Below are 19,398 nucleotides of genomic sequence, written 5' to 3'. Positions count from 1 at the left end.
CGGCAGTTTGAAAGATGAAGGGTATAAGTACAACTAGGGTGGGCAAATGGTTAAGGTATCTTTAGAAAAGGACAAAATTAAATTTCTGCTACTGGAAGGCGTTCATCAAAGCACAGTAGACAATTTGAAAGCGGCTGGATACAGCAATATAGAATATCACAAAGGTGCATTGGAGCCGGAAGCATTAAAAGATGCGATTCGTGATGCACGCTTTGTGGGAATTCGTTCGCGTACTCAGTTGACTGAAGAAATTTTCGCCGCAGCAGAAAAATTGGTTGCAGTGGGATGTTTCTGTATTGGTACCAATCAAGTGGATCTGAAGGCCGCGGCAAAACGCGGTATTCCAGTCTTTAATGCACCATTTTCCAATACTCGTTCTGTAGCTGAAATGGTGTTGGGTGAGTTGCTGTTGCTGTTGCGTCGTATTCCTGAAGCAAATGCGAAAGCTCACAGAGGCGTTTGGGATAAGCAGGCAACGGGTTGTTATGAAGCTCGCGGAAAAAAACTCGGTATTATTGGTTACGGTCATATCGGTACACAGTTGGGTATCTTGGCTGAAAATATCGGCCTGAATGTTTATTTCTATGATATAGAACACAAATTACCATTGGGCAATGCACAGCAAGTCCATCATCTATCTGAATTGTTGAATATGAGCGATGTTGTGAGTCTGCACGTTCCCGAAACAAACTCAACCAGAAATATGATTGGTGCAACAGAGTTGGAACTGATGAAACCAGGTTCAATTCTGATCAATGCATCGCGCGGTACCGTTGTGGATATTCCTGCCTTAAGTGAAGCGTTGGAGATTGGGCACCTTGCTGGCGCTGCACTTGATGTATTTCCAGTGGAGCCTGCAACAAACAGCGAGCTTTTCACTTCGCCATTAAGTAAATTTGACAACGTACTGCTGACACCACATATCGGGGGATCAACACAGGAAGCCCAACAGAACATCGGTTATGAAGTCGCAGGTAAGTTAGTCAAATATTCTGATAACGGCTCTACATTGTCAGCGGTTAATTTCCCGGAAGTTTCATTGCCTATCCATGCTAAGGATACTAACCGATTACTGCATATCCATGAAAACCGTCCGGGCATCTTAACCAACATCAACCAAGTCTTCACTGATCAGGAAATCAATATTGAAGCGCAATATTTGCGGACTGAAGGCGATATTGGTTATGTGGTAATCGATATCACGACGCAAAATACGGCTCAAGCTGAATTGGTATTACAACAATTGAAAGCCGTGCCTGGCACGATCCGTTCTCGCTTGCTTTATTGATAAAAGAAACTGAGCTGATTAAAAACAGGGAGTATTGTCTTCTTCAATACTCCCTCTCAATAAGTTAAAAATTTATATCCATTGCCATGTTTTTTCTGGTGTAATGATCTCTGGCAGAGGAATATCCCAGCTTGCGCTGGGTAATGTTTCAACCAATTGAAAATCATGTGCCAACCCGATGGGGTAGAAATTTTGTTGTTGCCATTTTGCGAGCGTTCTATCGTAGAACCCGCCCCCCATTCCTAAACGTTGTCCCGTGCAATCGAAAGCAACGAGTGGAATAAACATAAGATCAAGCTCAGGGATGGGTAGAACCTGTCGGACATCCAAAGAAGGCTCTTCTATGTTAAAACGGTTTTTAATAAGGGGAGTATCAGCTTGGTAACGAAGGAACAGCAAATGATGTTGGCTGAAAGGATGCAATATTGGCAAGTAGACCTGTTTATTTTGTTGCCAAAGTTGTTGAATTAATGGACGAGTATCTAATTCTCCATCAAAGGAGAGATACAGCGCAATTTTGTTAGCCTGCTGAACTTTAGGATGAGCAATGACTCGTTCGGTTGCTTGCTGAGCTAATTGTAACTGTTTTTCAGGGGAGACACTTTGACGTAATTGCCGGATCTTTTTTCTGATGGAGTTTCGTAAAGACAAAGAATGGGGAGACGTAAAGGAATCTGATTGCATAATACCTGCCTATTGACGCAGAAAAGGACACAAAACAGATAAAAAATTGGGTTTCTCCAAGATGCCGTTGCAGGTGGTAACCCTTGAACCCTTGGTTCAAGGTGAACGTAGTGTCGCCCCTATTAGGCTTCTTGGTCTAGCCAAGCATGCTCACAAGAGACAGAGCACCACATTCTATAGAGATGAAATATCGGCTCAGGGGACTTACCTGCTGACGAACACCTCAGAGAAAATTTTTTGCTGCTTAAACCAACTAAATAGACTCTAAGCAGCGCTATGAAACCTATTGTATGGAACTGAATGAAGAAAGCAACTGCTTATATTAATCTAGAGTAACTACTGCCTGATTTATCAACAAAACCTAATCCATTGACGGGTAAGGAGTATCAGGTAATTTTACCTTGTTCTAACAATGCATTCTCAATGGTCTGCTGGAGCATTTTTATTTTTTGTTCCATATTGTAAGCATAATCACAGGTTTTCACTTTCTCCTGTGCCAACTCGTGACAGACATTCAGTGCCACAATAAAAACCAGTTGCTCAGTATTAGTGACTCTGGTGCGTTCTTTGAGGTTATGTAAACGCTGATCAAGTTCCTCCGCAGCAGCTTGCAATGCTTCTATCTGCTCTGGTGGACAATTGACACGTAATGACCGCCCAAAAATCTGAATATCTACTGGTTGTGCAGACATGACACCTTCCTGATTTATTACTGCGCCGATACCTTGATTTTGACATATACCCTTCATCTTTCAAATTGCAGTTTATACCCTGTATCTTTCAAGTTGCAGCTTTGTCGGCTGTAACCCGAAATCCATTGGATATAGTTGGTTGAATTACAATTTAAAATCTATTGGGCACAAAGTTAATTTTGGTATAAAAACAAGGCCGACACCAATCATTACTGTACAATACCAAAAGCCCCCTCTTATATCGATGTGTGCTGTCTGGTATAGCGACTCCCCTTGATGGTAGCATAGCATGAACTTATATCGCCAACGATGATCAATATACATGTCTATACAAAACTCATTACCTAATTATCAATCATTTGATGAAATTTTGCATCAACAGTCCGTTGCGCTGACAGCAGCAGAAATGCACGGCTTAATCAGTGGATTACTATGTGGTGGAAATCATGATAGTAGTTGGCAAACATTGGTGCATGATCTTGCTAATGATGGTCTGGCATTTTCTCAGACTTTATCTCTGCCGCTCAGAGAATTATATGAAACGACATTTGAATCACTGGATGACAGTAATTTTGCGTTTAATTTACTGCTTCCTGATGAAGATGCCGGCATTTTTGAATGCGCGGATGCATTGGCAGGATGGGTGAATCACTTCTTGCTGGGATTAGGCGTGGCAAATCCTAAATTGACAGAAAAACCCGAAATTCAGGAAATCGTCACTGATTTACGTAACATCGGCATGCTGGGATATGATGAGAACGAAGATCAGGAAGAACTGGCTCAGGCTCTTGAGGAAGTATTGGAATATATTCGTGTTGCAGTTCAGCTTTGTTACATCGCTTTGGCAACGCCAAAAAAATCAGGCACTACCAAAAATGACAAGCCAACGTTGCACTAATTGGCAATATACCAACTAAATAATAATTAAATCGCAGGAGAGGGTATGATTAAACAAGAATATTTATCTCGTCGTCAGGCATTATTGTCAAAAATGGCACCGGCCAGCGCGGCCATCATTTTTTCTGCCCCGCCTGCGACACGTAATTCAGATTGCGAATATCCTTATCGCCAGCACAGTGATTTTCTGTACCTGACAGGGTTCAGTGAGCCGGAATCAGTTCTGGTACTGATCAAAAGCGATGAAACTCATAATCATAGCGTGTTGTTTAATCGTGTTCGTGATTTGACGGCGGAAATTTGGTTTGGCCGCCGTCTTGGTCAAGAAGCGGCATTGGAAAAGTTAGGTGTGGATCGCGCCCTGCCATTTGATGATCTCAACGAACAGCTCTATCTACTGTTAAATGGTCTGGAAGTGATCTATCACGCCCAAGGAGAGCTTGAATACGCTGATAATATTGTATTCAGTGCCTTGGATAAATTACGTAAAAATAGTCGCCGTAATCTCAAAGCCCCGTCTGTCATAGCGGATTGGCGTCCTTGGTTGCATGAAATGCGACTGTTCAAATCCGAAGCTGAGCTGGAAATCATGCGTCGGGCTGGGCGAATCAGTGCGCAAGCGCATACAAGAGCGATGCAGGTTTGTCGTCCAGACATGTTTGAATATCAACTTGAAGCGGAAATTCATCATGAATTTACTTATCAGGGCGCCCGTTATCCTGCTTATAACACCATAGTTGGAGCAGGAGAAAATTCCTGTATTCTTCATTACACGGAAAATGAACGTCGAATGAAAGACGGTGATTTAGTGTTGATTGATGCGGGATGCGAATATGAAGGATATGCCGGTGACATTACGCGGACGTTCCCTGTTAATGGCAAGTTTACGCGTCCTCAACGTGAAATTTATGACATTGTTCTGGAAGCCATCAATGTTGCCCTTGACCTGTATAAACCGGGCATCAGCATGAGTAAAGTCACTGAGCAGGTTGTGCGAATTATGGTTGAAGGGTTGGTGAAACTCGGAATTATGCACGGTGAAGTCGAGCAATTGATTGAGACCAATGCTTATCGCCAGTTTTTCATGCATGGTTTGAGTCATTGGTTAGGGCTGGACGTACATGATGTGGGTCATTACGGCATCGATCGTGATCGCATTCTGGAACCGGGCATGGTGTTGACTGTGGAGCCGGGTCTTTACATTGCGCCGGATGCAGATGTTCCGATGGAATATCGAGGCATCGGCATCCGCATTGAAGACGATATCGTGATCACAGAAGCGGGTAATGAAAACCTGACTGAATATGTAGTGAAAGATCCGGATGAAATAGAAGCGCTGATGGTGCAGGCAAGACAGAGTTAATATTTCAGCAATCAGGAAATTATAATGAACGTGATTATTGTGGGTGGGGGAATGACAGGAGCCACTTTAGCTCTGGCTATTTCTTCCTTGAGCCGGGGGCAATTGCAAGTCTCCTTGATTGAAACAGCAGAACCTGCTCAGGAACATCCAGGTTTTGATGCGAGAGCCATTGCCTTAGCCTATGGTACATGCCAGAGCTTGAATCAGATAGATGTATGGCCTGCGCTAAAACATAGTGTTACTCCAATAACTCACGTTCATGTTAGCGATCGTGGTCATTGCGGTTTCGTTAACATCCGCGCTGATGATTATGATATTCCGGCTTTGGGAAATGTAATTGAATTACATGACGCTGGAATTCATCTCTTTGATTTATTAAAACAGTCACCGAATATCAAACTTTATTGTCCGGCGAAAGTAAATTCCGTTGAACGTTTAGAAAATTCAGTCACTGTCACCCTGCATAATGGTGAAAAACTGACGGGAGAATTACTGGTAGCTGCGGATGGTAGCCATTCCACGATAGCTCAAGCGTGCCATATTCCATATCAGCGGCAATCTTATGGTCAGGTGGCAATTATCGCTAATGTTTTGACATCTGAACATCCTCAGGGAAGGGCATTTGAGCGCTTTACGGAACATGGGCCATTGGCACTATTGCCGATGCCTGAAGGGCGTAGTTCACTGGTATGGTGTCACCCGCTGGAAAAACAGGTGGAGATCAATAGTTGGAATCAGCGTGAGTTTCTCCAACACTTACAAAAAGCGTTTGGCTGGCGTTTGGGTAAAATGTTGGAAACAGGTCAGCAACACAGTTATCCATTGGCTTTATCAACATCCAGCAAGCAGGTCAGCCACCGTTTGGCATTGGTAGGCAATGCGTCCCAAACTTTACACCCGATTGCAGGACAGGGCTTTAACTTGGGAATGCGTGATGTTATGGCGTTGGCAAAGGTTATTTCAGAGGCGGCGGTTTCAGGGATGGATATTGGCAGCTATAAGGTTTTGGCCCAATATCAACAGCAGCACAATGCAGATCGTGAAGCGACTATTGGTATTACAGACGGATTGGTTAGGCTATTTGCCAATGACTATTTGCCGTTAAAGATTGGACGTAGTTTTGGCCTGATGACGATGGAAACATTACCACTGATGCGGGATCTATTTGCCCGGCAGACATTGGGTTGGGTTGCTCAATCATCACTGGCAGATTAAGAGGAAAGAAAAACATGCAATCATTTGATGTGGTGATCGCAGGGGGTGGGATGGTTGGCCTTGCGCTGGCCTGTGGTTTGCAAGGCAGCGGTTTACGCATCGCGGTTGTAGAAGAATATCCACCGGCAAAAATATTTGATGCCAATGATGAACATGCGCTGCGTGTTTCAGCCATCAATGCAGCCAGTGAACGATTACTAACCTATCTTGGTGTTTGGCAGAGTATTCTTGAAATGCGAGCCAGTCCTTATCAGGGGATGGAAGTTTGGGATCAAGACAGTTTCGGTCGAATCCAATTTAATACGTCGGAACATGGCCTGACACACCTCGGGCATATCATTGAAAACCATGTGATCAGACAGGCACTCTGGCAACATGCCAAAAATCTACCAGAAGTGACAATTTTTACCCCGTCGTCTCTCAATAATGTTGCCTGGGGGGAAAATGAAGCCTTCATTACTTTATCTGATGGGCGAATGCTGACTTCACGGTTAGTCGTAGGGGCTGATGGTGCACACTCTTGGCTGCGTCATCATGCAGATATTCCGCTGACTTTCTGGGATTATGAGCATCACGCGTTGGTAGCAACCATTAGGACTGCGGAACCGCATGAAAGTGTTGCGCGTCAGGTGTTTCATGGTGATGGAATATTAGCTTTCCTGCCATTGTCAGATCCTCATCTATGTTCGATTGTCTGGTCGCTGCCGGCCGAATCCGCGCAGCAGCTTAATATAATGGAACCAGAACGATTTAATCGGCAATTGAGCGTGACCTTTGATATGCGACTTGGTCAATGTGAGCTGATAAGTGATCGACAAACCATACCATTGATGGGGCGTTACGCCCGTAACTTTGCCGCACATCGGTTAGCACTTTTGGGAGATGCGGCACATACTATCCACCCTTTGGCTGGTCAGGGCGTCAATTTAGGATTTATGGATGTGGCAGAACTGATTGGTGAATTGAATCGTTTGAACCGGCAAGGCAAAGATATTGGTCAGTATCTCTACCTTGGGCGCTATGAACGTCGCCGCAAACACAGTGCTGCGATTATGCTGGCAGGTATGCAGGGTTTCCGTCAGCTATTTGATGGTAATAATCCCGCTAAAAAGTTACTGCGTGATATCGGAATAGCATTGGCTGATCATTTACCAGGGGTGAAACCTCAGTTACTTCGCCATGCAATGGGATTTAATGATCTCCCTGATTGGCTAATTTCTCAGACCTCTTCGGTTGAAAAAATCTAATTTAGTAGTTCATTTGGGATTACTTTTCCTAATATTAGGCTAAGGTGTGTTCAGTAGATTTGCTTCACACTTTAGTCATTTTCTGATTAAAAAAATAAATTCCTGCCATTTATTACAAATTTTGTGTGTGCTGATACAGTAAATCAGCCAAAAATTCTGCATCATAATGAACGTTTTTTAAGTTATCACTTCAGCGTAGCTAATTTATTTTATGGTTCATTTCTATTTTCAGTGATAACTTCTGGTTCCAAGGTATCGTTTGCGTGGTTAACCGCTTCTTTGCTTCATGATCCAACATCTGTCGGTTAATACGCTGTATGTTTTTTCAGATCACGAATGTTTTCATGTCAAGAATGGAAAGAGGGAAATAATGTCAAAATACACCCCACTATATGATCAACATTTGGCATGCGGAGCACGCATGGTGGATTTTCATGGCTGGATGATGCCTCTGCATTACGGTTCACAGATCGACGAACACCATACTGTACGTACTGATGCTGGTATGTTCGATGTTTCCCACATGACAATTGTGGATCTGCATGGTACTGGCTGCCATGACTTTCTCCGTTACCTTCTGGCAAATGACATCGCTAAACTGACCGAACAGGGTAAAGCGCTTTATACCGGAATGCTGAATGCTTCTGGTTGTGTCATTGATGATTTGATTGTCTATTTCTTCACTAATAATTTCTATCGCATGGTTGTTAATTCATCAACCCGCGAGAAAGATTTAGCATGGGTTCAACAACATGTAGCGAAATATGATGTTGAAATCATTGTGCGTGATGATTTAGCTCTGATTGCTGTTCAAGGGCCAAATGCACAACCCAAAGTTCAATTATTGTTAAGTGATGGACAAAAGCAGGCTGTAACAGGAATGAAACCTTTCTTCGGTGTCCAGTCGGGGGATTTATTCCTTGCGACTACAGGTTATACCGGCGAGGCGGGGTATGAAATCGCATTACCGAAAGAGCAGTCCGAAGATTTCTGGCAACAGTTGCTGGCAGTCGGTGTGAAACCAGCGGGATTAGGTGCGCGTGACACATTGCGCCTTGAAGCGGGCATGAACCTTTATGGTCAGGAAATGGACGAAACTATTTCACCTCTGGCGGCTAACATGGGATGGACGATTGCCTGGAAACCGGAAGATCGCCAATTTATCGGTCGGGAAGCGCTGGAAAGGCTGCGTGAAACAGGTACTGAACAATTAGTTGGGCTGGTTATGCGTGAAAAAGGGGTATTGCGTGGTGGATTAACCGTCAGCTTCACAAATGATTCCGGAGAAGAGCGTTCTGGGGTTATTACCAGCGGGACATTTTCCCCGACCTTAGGATTCAGCATCGCTCTTGCACGCGTACCGCAAGGTATTGGCGAACAGGCGATTGTCCAAATTCGTAATCGTGAAATGCCCGTTAAGGTTGTTAAACCCGGTTTTGTGCGAATGGGAAAATCTCTCGTAGAGTGATTTTTCAACTAATGTCTTGATTGTTGTAATTTTTTTATTAATCAATAAAGAACAAGGAGATGGCAGCGATGAGTCATGTACCAGCAGAATTAAAATATACAGAATCACATGAATGGATTCGTTCGGAAGGCAATGGTGAATACACAGTAGGCATTACTGAACATGCCCAACAACTATTGGGTGATATGGTTTTTGTTGACTTGCCTGAAATCGGTACAGAAGTAACCAATGGTGATGATTGTGCAGTTGTGGAATCAGTGAAAGCCGCTTCTGACATTTATGCACCGTTAAGCGGTAAAGTTATCGCAGTTAACCCCGACTTGGAAGGTTCCCCTGAGTTAGTGAACAGTGAACCCTATAACGAAGGTTGGTTGTTCCGCATCAAAATTACTGATGAGAGTGAACTGACTAATTTGCTTGATGCTGAAAGCTATCAATCACTCTTGAAAGACGAGTAATTATTTTTTACCGCCCCATATCAAGTTGTGTGAATGGGGCGTTTTTTTGTTAGCCATTTTTTAGCTAGTTTCAGGAAATTATTATCAATGACTCAGACACTAATCCAACTTGAAAATCAAGGTGAATTCATTCGTCGCCACATTGGTTCTTCTGCTGAACAGCAAACAGACATGTTGGCGGCAGTTGGTGCAAATTCTCTTGATGATCTGACAAATAAAATTGTTCCCTGCAATATTGCATTGTCAGAGCCACCAGCAATCGGTGAAAGTGCGACAGAACAACAAGCACTGGCTGAACTGAAAGCGATAGCGAGCCAGAACCAGCGTTATCAATCTTATATCGGTATGGGATATGCACCATCAATACTCCCGCCGGTTATTTTGCGTAACTTACTGGAGAATCCAGGCTGGTATACCGCATATACGCCTTACCAGCCGGAGGTTTCTCAAGGTCGATTGGAGGCCCTGCTGAACTTCCAGCAAGTGACGATTGACCTGACAGGTTTGGATCTCGCTTCAGCATCTCTTTTGGATGAAGCAACTGCAGCGGCGGAAGCCATGGCAATGGCAAAACGAATCAGCAAATTGAAAAGAGCTGAGCGTTTTTTTGTGGCAGATGACATTCATCCACAAACATTGGATGTTGTACGTACCCGTGCTGAAACATTTGGATTTGAGGTCATTGTTGATAAAGCGGAAAAAGTGCTGGAACTGGAAGGCATTTTTGGTGTTCTGTTGCAACAAATTGGTACAACGGGTGAAGTTCACGACTACAGTGATCTGATCGCGGAATTGAAAGACCGCAAAATCATAGTCAGCGTTGCAACAGATTTCATGGCATTAGTTATGCTGACAGCACCGGGCAAACAAGGTGCTGATATTGCATTTGGTTCTGCTCAACGTTTCGGGGTTCCGATGGGATATGGCGGTCCTCATGCTGCTTTCTTTGCCTGCCGTGATGAATTCAAGCGTTCCATGCCGGGACGTATTATCGGTGTTTCCCGTGATGCAGCCGGTAACAGAGCACTGCGCATGGCAATGCAGACACGCGAGCAGCACATCCGTCGTGAAAAAGCGAACTCCAATATTTGTACCTCTCAGGTATTGTTGGCAAATATTGCGGGTATGTACGCGGTTTATCACGGGGCTGAAGGCCTGAAACGTATTGCTAACCGCATTCACCGCCTGACTGATATTCTGGCTGCTGGTTTGCAAAAAGCAGGCATTACACTGCGTCACCAAACATGGTTTGACACTCTGACCGTTGAAGTTGCAGATAAGGCTCAGGTATTGGCTAGAGCGGAGAAAGCGCAAATCAACCTGCGTACCGATCTTCTGGGTGCCGTTGGTGTGTCATTGAGTGAAAGAACCAGCCGCGATGATTTGGTAACCTTATTCCAAGTCTTGACGGGTACTGATTCGATATTGAATATCGAGACACTCGATAGTGAAATAGCGGCAGGCAGCCAATCCATTCCCGCCTCCATGCTGCGTCATGATAAGATCCTAACGCACGATAACTTCCTCCGTTATCACAGCGAAACTGACATGATGCGTTATATGCACAGTCTGGAACGTAAAGATCTGGCTTTGAATCAGGCAATGATCCCATTAGGTTCATGCACCATGAAACTGAATGCGGCTGCGGAAATCACGCCGATCACATGGCCGGAATTCACCGACATGCACCCATTCTGCCCACAAGATCAGGCGCAGGGTTATCATCAGCTGATCAGTCAACTTTCCCACTGGTTAGTGCTGTTAACCGGATATGATGCATTTTGCATGCAGCCAAATTCGGGCGCGCAAGGAGAATATGCTGGTTTACTGGCGATCCGCCGATATTACGCCAGCCGTGGTGAACAACATCGCCATATTTGCTTAATCCCAAGTTCAGCTCATGGTACAAACCCGGCTTCCGCACATATGGCGGGTATGACCGTTGTTGTCGTGAATTGCGATAATGAAGGCAACATTGACCTGACTGATTTATGTGAAAAAGCAGAAAAACATCGTGATGACCTTGCTTGTATCATGGTGACTTACCCATCAACTCATGGCGTATATGAAGAAACCATCCGTGAAATTTGTAATGTCATTCACCAACACGGTGGTCAGGTTTATCTTGATGGTGCGAACATGAATGCCCAAGTGGGTATTACTACACCGGGTTTTATTGGCGCGGACATTTCACACCTTAACCTGCATAAAACCTTCTGCATTCCCCATGGCGGCGGTGGCCCGGGTATGGGACCGATTGGCATGAAAAAACACCTTGCGCCATTTGTACCGGGGCATTCAGTAGTAGAAATGGATGGCATATCCACATTGGGTGCAGTATCCGCCGCACCATTTGGTAGTGCTTCCATTTTGCCAATTAGCTGGATGTATATTCGCATGATGGGGGCAAAAGGGCTGAAAAAAGCCAGCCAAGTTGCGATCTTGAATGCAAATTACATTGCTACTCGCCTGAAAGGGGCTTACGAGATCCTCTATACCGGACGCGGTGGTTATGTTGCCCACGAATGTATTCTGGACATCCGTCCGTTGAAAGAAGAGTTCGGCATCAGTGAGATGGATATCGCCAAGCGTTTGATTGACTATGGTTTCCATGCACCAACCATGTCATTCCCTGTAGCGGGTACCTTGATGGTTGAACCAACAGAATCAGAAAGCAAAGTGGAAATCGACCGCTTTATTGATGCTATGTTGGCAATTAGGGAAGAAATCAGCAAAGTGGCGAAAGGGGAATGGCCTTTGGAGGACAATCCATTGGTTAATGCACCACACATTCAGACTGAACTGGTTTCTGACTGGAACCACGCATACAGCCGTGAAATTGCTGTTTTCCCGACAGTAGAAACCAAAGCCAATAAATATTGGCCGACAGTTAAACGTCTTGATGATGTTTATGGTGACCGCAATTTACATTGTTCGTGCGCACCGATTGATGACTATCGTTAATAATAAATAAATTATTTTGCTTCAGCCCATTTGGGTTCGATGGGATTCAAATCCGGGCTGTAAACAGGTAATTTAATAGAATAAAAACACTATAAATTGAAGCTGTCAGAGATGATATCTGACAGCTTAATTAGAAGATAAAGATGGGAGAATTATTTTAGCCAGCCTTTTTCTTTTGCTGCTTCCAATTGTGGTAGCAGGTACTTCCAGAGTTCAGGATAACTTTCGGAAACAAAATGCAGCAGGTTGTAAACTTGTTCAAAACGAATGTCATTCTCAACCCAACTCTGACCGTGGTTATACAGATTCATAAACATAGGCATTATCCTGTCGAGAGTTTTGGCAAACAGCGCCTCAGGAGTGATAGCGTCTTCGTATTCGTGCCAGAGTTCCAGAAAATACTCTTTTTGGGCGTCAGGAAGCATACCAAAAATACGATTGGCTGCTTTTATTTCTTGTTCTTGGATAGCTTCACGGGCGGCCAGATCGAAAACAATGACATCTCCAGCATCGATTTCAACAATGTCATGAATTAGAGCCATCTGCACGACACGGCTGATATTCACATCTCCGGCATAAGGCGCAAAGCCGATAACTGCAAGAGCAAAATGCCAGCTATGCTCAGCAGAATTTTCGTGGCGCTCATTGTTCAGTAATTTCGTTTTGCGATGGACATATTTTAATTTGTCCAGTTCCATGATAAACGCAATAACATCGGTAAAAGGACCGAAATCAACGGGAGGTACAGTTAATGACATACAAAAACCTCAATAATTATTTTTCTTCATTTAATGAATAAGGCAATGCTTGGATCGTCAGAGTATTACCTTCATCTTCACGGATTCTGAATACACTGCCTGCTTCCATATCATTGTTCATGACAACTTGTATCCAGACTGAATCATCAGCCAGTTTAACCGCCACTAGCACAGAACCTGTCCGACGCCATTTATCGCCCAATTGCCATTCCAAATCATCACCTGCAATGGGTAGCGAAGAAGCACTACCCGCCAGCCAGTACATGGCTCGTTTATTTGCTCCGCGATATTTGGCTCGGGCGACCATTTCCTGACCGGTATAACAGCCTTTCTTAAAGCTGATACTGTTTTCGATTGCCTGAAGATTTGTTGCTTGCGGAATAAATTGTGCGCTATTGACAGCATCAATCACAGGAAACCCTGCTTCAATCTCCAGCGCCAGCCATTGCTGACTGTCATTTAATTGTGACTGAAACTTCTCGACTAATATTTCGGCTAATTGGGTCGCAGTTGTTTTGTTTGTGATGACAAGGAAACGTTCGGCAGGAAGTGCCAAGTGGAGAAGCGTTGTGGTTTCATGTTGAATAACAGGGGATTCAGCATCGGGCAGAATTGGAAAGAGTGCAGAAAGCGCTTCCCGGCTACTTGTTCCGGCTACGCCGAGCAAGATGCTTTCTTCATCTTTGGTAAAGGTTACTTTGGAAAACACGGCATACTTTTTCAATTCAGTTAATTGCGTTTCCAATAATGAACAGCGCTCAATATAGGCAAAACCTTCACCACGTTGGAACAGCCGAAAATTACTCCACATCTTTCCTTTCGCATCACAATGTGCAGCCAACACGTGTTGGCTCTCATTCAGGGAGTTAATATCTGCTGTAATTTGGCTTTGCAGATATTTTTGTGTGTCAGCACCAATGGCAGTCACTATTCCCCAATCATCAAGGGAAATTAAAGTCAAGGGAAGTATTGCAGAAGGGGATGGTGATTGTGCAGAAAACGGAATTTGGTAAGCCATAACAACTCCTGCCAGTAAACTATCTGAGAAATAAGTCTAATGGTAAAAGAGAAGTAGACTTATGCAAAGAGGTTATTCCCGTTATTTATACTCGCTATCTATCAAATTGCAGTCTTGTTGAGTTGTTGCGATATGCTTCGCATCTTGTCGATATATCCAGTGATTCAAGCGTAGCAATTAATGAAAAACAAGACAGAATCGTTGATAATCCTGCCTGATGAAAATGATAAAGAGGCTTTTTAAACATGGATATTGGTAATAAAGCACGTATTCACTGGGCATGTCGTCGCGGGATGCGTGAACTGGATATTTCTATCATGCCATTTTTTGAATATGAATATGACTCATTGAGTGATGATGAAAAGTGCATTTTTGTTCGTTTGCTGGAATGTCCTGATCCTGATCTTTTCAATTGGCTGATGAATCATGGCCGTCCGGAAGATGATGAGCTTTTCCGTATGGTGCAATTGATTCAAAGCAGAAACCAAGCTCGTGGCCCTGTGGAACAGTGAACTGAGAGTATCTCTCCGAACCCGTCTGTTTTCCTCTGGCGTGCATGGAGTGATTGCCTTGGCTGCTCTATTAACGCCCTGGTTTTCCAATGATTTTTATGTCTGGCTTCTGCCGCTGATCATTATCTCCACAGTGGCGAGTTGGATAAGGAGCCAGAGAAATATCATGCAGTGCCAGGGGAAACTTATACTGTTTCTTGGCAATAAGGTGCACTGGCAAAAAGAAAGATGGAAAATTACTCAGCCACCGTGGCTTAGCCGTTATGGAATAATGCTCACACTGCGTCCCTTTAAACAAGCGGAAAGTTTTTTCCTCCCGCCTGATATTCGATTATGGGTGGCATCGGATAGTATATCGGTTGAAGATTGGCGTAGTTTTAGCCAGATTATGCGTAGTACAGAATTGTGGAAAGAAAAGGCAGAAAGATCATGAGAATCTGACAGTATTATTTCTGTGTGGGGATAACTGCTGGACTGGCGAATGACAATAAGCTGTTTTATTAGCGAATTAGGTGACCGCCTGGGCGGTCACCTCTGAGGAGGTGCAATAGAATTACAACCTCCCATATTTATCTTATGTCTTATTGCCACTATAAATCAGGTTATATATTTTGGTAATGAGTTCCAACACTTTGGATCTCTATTATTTGGTCAGTATTATTCATGGAGAATGTTACCCTGTGTTCTTGGCTTAGTCTTATACTATATAAATCTCTACCTTGCAGTTTTTCGAAGTTACTGCCACTTTTTGTACCAATACTTGTTGCTGCTGTACGTGGATCATGACCCTTTTGCACCTCTTTTATAAATGAACTATATTTTTGTTTTGCAGCATCATCCATTTTATTAAATGCATTTCTGGATTTGTTATCTCTAAGTTTTTGCAAACTAACTCTCCAATTAGATGGAGCTGCTGTAGACGTTGTTGCTGTAGAAGACGTTGTTGGCAATTTAGGTGCTTTTGTTGGACCGGCCAAGTAGCCTGTTCTGCCATCAGGTAACTTCTGCGGTGGTCGAAAGAAAGGTTTAGAAAGTTTTTTTCTCTCAATATAATTCTCTAATGATTTAGTTTCTAGACCATTGTAAAATTTTTTTGAAAAAATCCTTTTTCCCAGTGATGTTACAGAAGATAAGATAAGTAAAAAATCAATTAATTTAAAAAATTTTGCTGCATTTGATTGTTGATTTTCCTCCAGTGGAATTTCCTGTGAAGCAAAGAAATATAGTGCTAATAATTTATCTTCATCTGAATAATCTTCCAATGGTTTATTCTCAAGATCAGGAATATCCCAGGTATTTTTAAGATATTGACCTCCAAAATTCAGTTCGTTCTGGATAAAATCATTTGCCATAGTTTTAGAAAGTTGATCACCATTCTCACCCAATAGTGCAGATGAAAGATTGGACATGTATTCTTGATAAATTCTACCTGTGGTATCCTTATTCTTATAATAGTCCTCTGGAAGTTGAGAGACATTATGAATATCACTTACCGCTAAAGCATATGCTATTATTACTTTCTTAGCTCGATATTCAATTCCATGTGCTGCTGTATGACCTTCATCTGTTTGCCTGAAGTTTAGTACACGTATTATATCTCCCGCTATTTGCTTTTCAACGGGTTGATATTCACCTCTATCATCAGGCGTTAATTGTATTACACTCGGAGTTGTTACGGGTTTAATAACCATTGTATTTTCAACCACTGTATTTTCAACCATTGTACTTTCCCATTATGTTGGCGTTTATTGAAATGACTACTAATATAAATTGCAGCGTTGATTTCCGCTGTTACGGTTTCTTAACTGCTTTAATTAAATTATCAAGTTTATTTACTCTGGATAATATCCTTATAAACACCCCGGAAAATTGAGGTGCTAATATCTTAATAATAAGTAGCTATATAATCATTTTCTATGATTATGACTAAATATAAAAACATTTGTTTATGTGACTGCTAGATATATAGATAACATAGCACTTTTATGATGTCAAGCACTGCTAAATGACTTGATTTTGATTATATTATAGACATGAGTGATTAGATTTTAATTAAATCTCTGTAGCCTGAGCCAGTTTATCAGGACTCTTTTAGAGGCAACTGTAGCGAATGAAACCGCACTAGCTCTATATATTTTGTTTTAGTGATCCCTCTAATGATAATGAAAAAGAAAGCAAAAAAGATAAAATTACGTGATGTGGTTTTGATATTAAATTTTCCCCATCCATATTGTATGGAATTTCTAACAAATATGTTGGTATACATGTTGTTAAATTTTTTTAAAATTGTTGTTGGTTTTAATTGATAAATAATTTAAGCATTAGCACATATTCCTCAATTTTTTATGGTAGTGAATTAATTTTGTAAATAGGATTTACATTTTCTTATATATTTATTATTTGTAAATTAATGCCAATATATTTGTGAATAATATGTTTCTAATAATAACTTGGTAATTTATCATTAGAGCGTGTTGACGTTTGATGAAGAAAATTAGTTCAATAATAATTAACTTTAAAGCAATCAGGGTTTTTAGAAAAGATTTCCCCAAGATTTTTTCTTTTTTGAGCCGTTTTTCAGGATGTTATAAGTGATAAGAGTTTGAATTATTTGTATTATTGCAATTTAAACATGTTCCTCAATCCTGCAATAATATTGAGATATCACTTTACTGATGGATTAGTTACTTAAAGGTAGTATTATAATTGAGACTGTATCTTGCATACGTACAGTTACTACGATGATTTCAACCTTTAAAGAAGGGACTTATATGAAGGTTTCCACATTTGTTGCATCAATTGCTTTGGCTGGCTTTTGCTTTGTTGCAAACGCTTCTACTCTTGATAGGGTTGCTGTTTATTCTACGGAGAAATCTAACGGCTCTATGTCAGTGGGTGGCAAAAATGCTTACACTAAATCCTTTGAAGTTGCAGTAGCGAACTTATCCGATAAGGATATTGATTTGTCCAAGCTTTGTCTGAAAGCTTACTCTCCTGACAAAAAAGAATTTAGGCTGGATACGGTTGATGAAGACCTGAATCAGGGCACGCTGAAAGCGGGTAAGTCCGTCAGAGGTATTGCTGTGCTTGCTTCTGAAAATGACGTAGTTCATAAAGCCGCTCTTATTAAAATTTCTGCCGATTGCAAGTAACCAGATAAAGCAGCCTTTTTGGCTGCTTTATCTGGATTAGACTTTCAGGCTCGCGCTGAACGCTTAAAAAAGCTTAAGTGATGTTAAAATAGTGCTTCCATCTCTGACAATATCTGCATACACCATTGATTCAAACGCTCATCAGTCTCTTCAAACTGGTTCACATCATCCAGGGCAAGGCCGACAAACTGTTTGCCATCTTCGGTCAGTGGCTTTGGACTGGTGAATTCATAACCTTCAATCGGCCAGAAGCCGATAAACTGCACGCCTGTAGGAAGTAAAAGGTGATACAGCATTCCCAGGGCATCCAGAAACCATTCGCTGTAATCAATTTGATCGCCCATGCCATACATGGCAACAATTTTCCCTGTCAAATTCAGTGATGGAAGTTGATCCCAAATGGCCAGCCAATCTTCCTGCAACTCTCCAAAATCCCAAGTGGGAATACCGAGGATCAGGACAGAATATTCTTCCATCAATTGAGGATCACAATCTTTGACATTATGTAAGTCGATCAAATCTTCACCGAGTATATCGCGTATTTTTTCTGCTACCATCTCTGTATAGCATGTACTGGAGCCGTAAAAGAGACCAATTTTCATCATTATTTATCAGGAGTGTCGAATATCAGTGGCTGTATTGTAACAGAATAATCGCTTTTTCAGGCATAATAGCCGATCGGAAGGCGCAGACAGAAAGGAGGGGTTGTGCCACAAAAACACCATATATCAGAAAATGATCTATCAGAAAATTCCCTGTCAGAAAACCACACATTGGAACAGCACCCTTTGGCAAATCCCCTGATAGAACAATTTCTGGATACCATTTGGCTGGAAAAAGATCTGGCTGAAAATACCTTAGCTTCTTATCGGCTCGATTTACAAGCCTTGAATAACTGGTTGGTGAATTATGGTCATGATGTATTTTCTGTTCAGTCTATAGAACTACAAGCATTTTTGGCTGAACGGGTAGATGGCGGCTATAAAGCAAGTAGTTCAGCGCGATTGTTGAGTGCAATGCGGCGGTTGTTCCAGTATCTTTATCGGGAAAAAATACGGGAAGATGATCCAACTGCGTTATTATCTGCGCCTAAATTGCCTAAACGACTCCCCAAGGATTTAAGCGAAAAACAAGTTGAGGATTTGCTCAACACCCCTTTGACTGACCAACCGATTGAACTGCGGGATAAAGCGATGTTTGAAGTGCTTTATGCTTGTGGATTGCGAGTCTCAGAGCTGGTTGGTCTGACATTATCAGATGTGAACTTGCGCCAGGGTGTTGTCAGGGTAATAGGTAAGGGAAATAAGGAAAGATTAGTACCTTTAGGAGAAGAGGCCGTTTACTGGCTGGAAAAATATCTGGAATATGGGCGCTCGTGGTTATTGAATGGCTCCGTATCCGATGTTTTTTTTCCCAGCAAACGGGGAACTCAGATGACACGCCAGACTTTCTGGCATCGGATAAAACACTATGCCATATTGGCAGGAATCGATGCTGAACGTTTATCACCTCATGTTCTGCGCCATGCTTTTGCGACACATTTACTTAATCATGGTGCTGACTTACGTGTTGTGCAAATGTTATTGGGTCATAGCGACCTTTCCACTACTCAGATTTATACTCATGTAGCGACTGAACGTCTTAAGATGCTGCATCAACAACATCATCCTCGCGGGTAACTG

The 19,398-nt window shown here is 42.4% G+C and carries 18 protein-coding genes and 1 other RNA gene; 12 read left to right on the top strand and 7 right to left on the bottom strand.

All coding sequences use genetic code 11. The annotated features are described in order from the left end of the window. Nucleotides 1–46: 46 nt before the first annotated feature. A complete protein-coding gene (serA, locus tag AC5JQI_RS13665; RefSeq protein ID WP_493912556.1) occupies nt 47–1,288 on the top strand; it encodes a phosphoglycerate dehydrogenase in 1,242 nt (413 codons plus the stop codon). Between the two features lie 72 nt (nt 1,289–1,360). Here the strand turns inward: serA and AC5JQI_RS13660 are convergent, their stop codons facing one another. The 3 genes from AC5JQI_RS13660 to zapA all read right to left on the bottom strand — a co-directional run bounded on the left by AC5JQI_RS13660 (nt 1,361) and on the right by zapA (nt 2,664). After that, entirely contained in the window at nt 1,361–1,972 is a 612-nt protein-coding gene (locus AC5JQI_RS13660) for a 5-formyltetrahydrofolate cyclo-ligase (protein WP_493912555.1), read from the bottom strand. 49 nt (nt 1,973–2,021) lie between these two features. Further along, nucleotides 2,022–2,205: non-coding RNA, 6S RNA (gene ssrS / locus AC5JQI_RS13655), on the bottom strand. A gap of 153 nt (nt 2,206–2,358) precedes the next feature. After that, nucleotides 2,359–2,664, bottom strand: coding sequence for a cell division protein ZapA (gene zapA / locus AC5JQI_RS13650; protein WP_092547424.1), 306 nt, complete (start codon nt 2,662–2,664; stop codon nt 2,359–2,361). Between the two features lie 322 nt (nt 2,665–2,986). Between zapA and AC5JQI_RS13645 the strand changes: the two genes are divergently transcribed. The 7 genes from AC5JQI_RS13645 (at nt 2,987) to gcvP (ending at nt 12,276) form a co-directional block, all read left to right on the top strand. Then, entirely contained in the window at nt 2,987–3,562 is a 576-nt protein-coding gene (locus AC5JQI_RS13645; protein ID WP_237386377.1) for a YecA/YgfB family protein, read from the top strand. 45 nt (nt 3,563–3,607) lie between these two features. Next, complete coding sequence (pepP, locus tag AC5JQI_RS13640) at nt 3,608–4,924, top strand: Xaa-Pro aminopeptidase (RefSeq protein ID WP_493912554.1); 1,317 nt, start codon at nt 3,608–3,610, stop codon at nt 4,922–4,924. A 24-nt stretch (nt 4,925–4,948) separates the two neighbouring features. After that, the gene (gene ubiH / locus AC5JQI_RS13635) at nt 4,949–6,139 is read left to right on the top strand and encodes a 2-octaprenyl-6-methoxyphenyl hydroxylase (RefSeq protein WP_493912553.1); all 1,191 of its coding nucleotides are present in this window, start codon (nt 4,949–4,951) and stop codon (nt 6,137–6,139) included. A gap of 14 nt (nt 6,140–6,153) precedes the next feature. Beyond that, nucleotides 6,154–7,386: an FAD-dependent 2-octaprenylphenol hydroxylase gene (gene ubiI, locus AC5JQI_RS13630; RefSeq protein WP_493912552.1), complete on the top strand. Its 1,233-nt coding sequence runs from the start codon at nt 6,154–6,156 to the stop codon at nt 7,384–7,386. A 370-nt stretch (nt 7,387–7,756) separates the two neighbouring features. Next, nucleotides 7,757–8,854, top strand: a complete 1,098-nt coding sequence (gcvT, locus tag AC5JQI_RS13625; RefSeq protein WP_493912551.1) for a glycine cleavage system aminomethyltransferase GcvT — start codon at nt 7,757–7,759, stop codon at nt 8,852–8,854. A gap of 68 nt (nt 8,855–8,922) precedes the next feature. Continuing rightward, the gene (gene gcvH, locus AC5JQI_RS13620; RefSeq protein ID WP_493912550.1) at nt 8,923–9,312 is read left to right on the top strand and encodes a glycine cleavage system protein GcvH; all 390 of its coding nucleotides are present in this window, start codon (nt 8,923–8,925) and stop codon (nt 9,310–9,312) included. An 87-nt stretch (nt 9,313–9,399) separates the two neighbouring features. Next, on the top strand, nt 9,400–12,276 hold the full coding sequence (gene gcvP / locus AC5JQI_RS13615; RefSeq protein WP_493912549.1) for an aminomethyl-transferring glycine dehydrogenase: 2,877 nt from the start codon (nt 9,400–9,402) through the stop codon (nt 12,274–12,276). Between the two features lie 152 nt (nt 12,277–12,428). Here gcvP and AC5JQI_RS13610 read toward each other — a convergent pair whose 3' ends face one another. Both AC5JQI_RS13610 and ygfZ read right to left on the bottom strand, forming a co-directional pair. Then, nucleotides 12,429–13,034 carry an HD domain-containing protein gene (locus AC5JQI_RS13610; protein ID WP_237386383.1) on the bottom strand — a complete coding sequence of 202 codons (606 nt, stop codon included), beginning with the start codon at nt 13,032–13,034 and terminating at the stop codon, nt 12,429–12,431. 16 nt (nt 13,035–13,050) lie between these two features. Further along, entirely contained in the window at nt 13,051–14,052 is a 1,002-nt protein-coding gene (gene ygfZ / locus AC5JQI_RS13605; RefSeq protein WP_493912548.1) for a tRNA-modifying protein YgfZ, read from the bottom strand. A gap of 245 nt (nt 14,053–14,297) precedes the next feature. On the opposite strand from ygfZ, the gene sdhE reads away from it, so the two are divergent. Together sdhE and AC5JQI_RS13595 are read left to right on the top strand one after the other, a co-directional pair. After that, nucleotides 14,298–14,564 (top strand): FAD assembly factor SdhE, encoded by a 267-nt coding sequence (gene sdhE, locus AC5JQI_RS13600; RefSeq protein ID WP_493912547.1) that lies wholly within the window; start codon nt 14,298–14,300, stop codon nt 14,562–14,564. Next, on the top strand, nt 14,545–14,997 hold the full coding sequence (locus tag AC5JQI_RS13595) for a protein YgfX (protein ID WP_493912546.1): 453 nt from the start codon (nt 14,545–14,547) through the stop codon (nt 14,995–14,997). Before sdhE ends, AC5JQI_RS13595 begins: the two co-directional genes overlap by 20 nt. Nucleotides 14,998–15,166: 169 nt before the next feature. On the opposite strand, the gene AC5JQI_RS13590 is transcribed toward AC5JQI_RS13595, so the two are convergent. Next, nucleotides 15,167–16,285 (bottom strand): Txp40, insecticidal toxin (previously name A24tox), encoded by a 1,119-nt coding sequence (locus AC5JQI_RS13590; protein WP_493912545.1) that lies wholly within the window; start codon nt 16,283–16,285, stop codon nt 15,167–15,169. A gap of 1,050 nt (nt 16,286–17,335) precedes the next feature. Here AC5JQI_RS13590 and AC5JQI_RS13585 point away from each other — a divergent pair. Next, nucleotides 17,336–17,716, top strand: a complete 381-nt coding sequence (locus AC5JQI_RS13585; RefSeq protein ID WP_493912544.1) for a DUF4354 family protein — start codon at nt 17,336–17,338, stop codon at nt 17,714–17,716. Nucleotides 17,717–17,799: 83 nt separating this feature from the next. Here the strand turns inward: AC5JQI_RS13585 and fldB are convergent, their stop codons facing one another. Continuing rightward, nucleotides 17,800–18,318 carry a flavodoxin FldB gene (gene fldB, locus AC5JQI_RS13580; protein WP_493914684.1) on the bottom strand — a complete coding sequence of 173 codons (519 nt, stop codon included), beginning with the start codon at nt 18,316–18,318 and terminating at the stop codon, nt 17,800–17,802. Between the two features lie 186 nt (nt 18,319–18,504). On the opposite strand from fldB, the gene xerD reads away from it, so the two are divergent. Continuing rightward, nucleotides 18,505–19,395, top strand: a complete 891-nt coding sequence (gene xerD, locus AC5JQI_RS13575) for a site-specific tyrosine recombinase XerD (protein WP_493914683.1) — start codon at nt 18,505–18,507, stop codon at nt 19,393–19,395. Nucleotides 19,396–19,398: the final 3 nt, after the last annotated feature.

The organism is Xenorhabdus sp. XBWT, assembly GCF_059072735.1.
The sequence above is the reverse complement of the archived record's forward strand: the minus strand, read 5'-3'. Positions and strand labels throughout refer to the sequence as shown.

What these genes read in the sequence shown, in the direction of transcription:
- serA (WP_493912556.1), top strand. Translation starts at nt 47, where the DNA reads ATGGTTAAGGTATCTTTAGAAAAGGACAAAATTAAATTTCTGCTACTG.
- AC5JQI_RS13660 (WP_493912555.1), bottom strand. Translation starts at nt 1,972, where the DNA reads ATGCAATCAGATTCCTTTACGTCTCCCCATTCTTTGTCTTTACGAAAC.
- zapA (WP_092547424.1), bottom strand. Translation starts at nt 2,664, where the DNA reads ATGTCTGCACAACCAGTAGATATTCAGATTTTTGGGCGGTCATTACGT.
- AC5JQI_RS13645 (WP_237386377.1), top strand. Translation starts at nt 2,987, where the DNA reads ATGTCTATACAAAACTCATTACCTAATTATCAATCATTTGATGAAATT.
- pepP (WP_493912554.1), top strand. Translation starts at nt 3,608, where the DNA reads ATGATTAAACAAGAATATTTATCTCGTCGTCAGGCATTATTGTCAAAA.
- ubiH (WP_493912553.1), top strand. Translation starts at nt 4,949, where the DNA reads ATGAACGTGATTATTGTGGGTGGGGGAATGACAGGAGCCACTTTAGCT.
- ubiI (WP_493912552.1), top strand. Translation starts at nt 6,154, where the DNA reads ATGCAATCATTTGATGTGGTGATCGCAGGGGGTGGGATGGTTGGCCTT.
- gcvT (WP_493912551.1), top strand. Translation starts at nt 7,757, where the DNA reads ATGTCAAAATACACCCCACTATATGATCAACATTTGGCATGCGGAGCA.
- gcvH (WP_493912550.1), top strand. Translation starts at nt 8,923, where the DNA reads ATGAGTCATGTACCAGCAGAATTAAAATATACAGAATCACATGAATGG.
- gcvP (WP_493912549.1), top strand. Translation starts at nt 9,400, where the DNA reads ATGACTCAGACACTAATCCAACTTGAAAATCAAGGTGAATTCATTCGT.
- AC5JQI_RS13610 (WP_237386383.1), bottom strand. Translation starts at nt 13,034, where the DNA reads ATGTCATTAACTGTACCTCCCGTTGATTTCGGTCCTTTTACCGATGTT.
- ygfZ (WP_493912548.1), bottom strand. Translation starts at nt 14,052, where the DNA reads ATGGCTTACCAAATTCCGTTTTCTGCACAATCACCATCCCCTTCTGCA.
- sdhE (WP_493912547.1), top strand. Translation starts at nt 14,298, where the DNA reads ATGGATATTGGTAATAAAGCACGTATTCACTGGGCATGTCGTCGCGGG.
- AC5JQI_RS13590 (WP_493912545.1), bottom strand. Translation starts at nt 16,285, where the DNA reads ATGGTTGAAAATACAGTGGTTGAAAATACAATGGTTATTAAACCCGTA.
- AC5JQI_RS13585 (WP_493912544.1), top strand. Translation starts at nt 17,336, where the DNA reads ATGAAGGTTTCCACATTTGTTGCATCAATTGCTTTGGCTGGCTTTTGC.
- fldB (WP_493914684.1), bottom strand. Translation starts at nt 18,318, where the DNA reads ATGAAAATTGGTCTCTTTTACGGCTCCAGTACATGCTATACAGAGATG.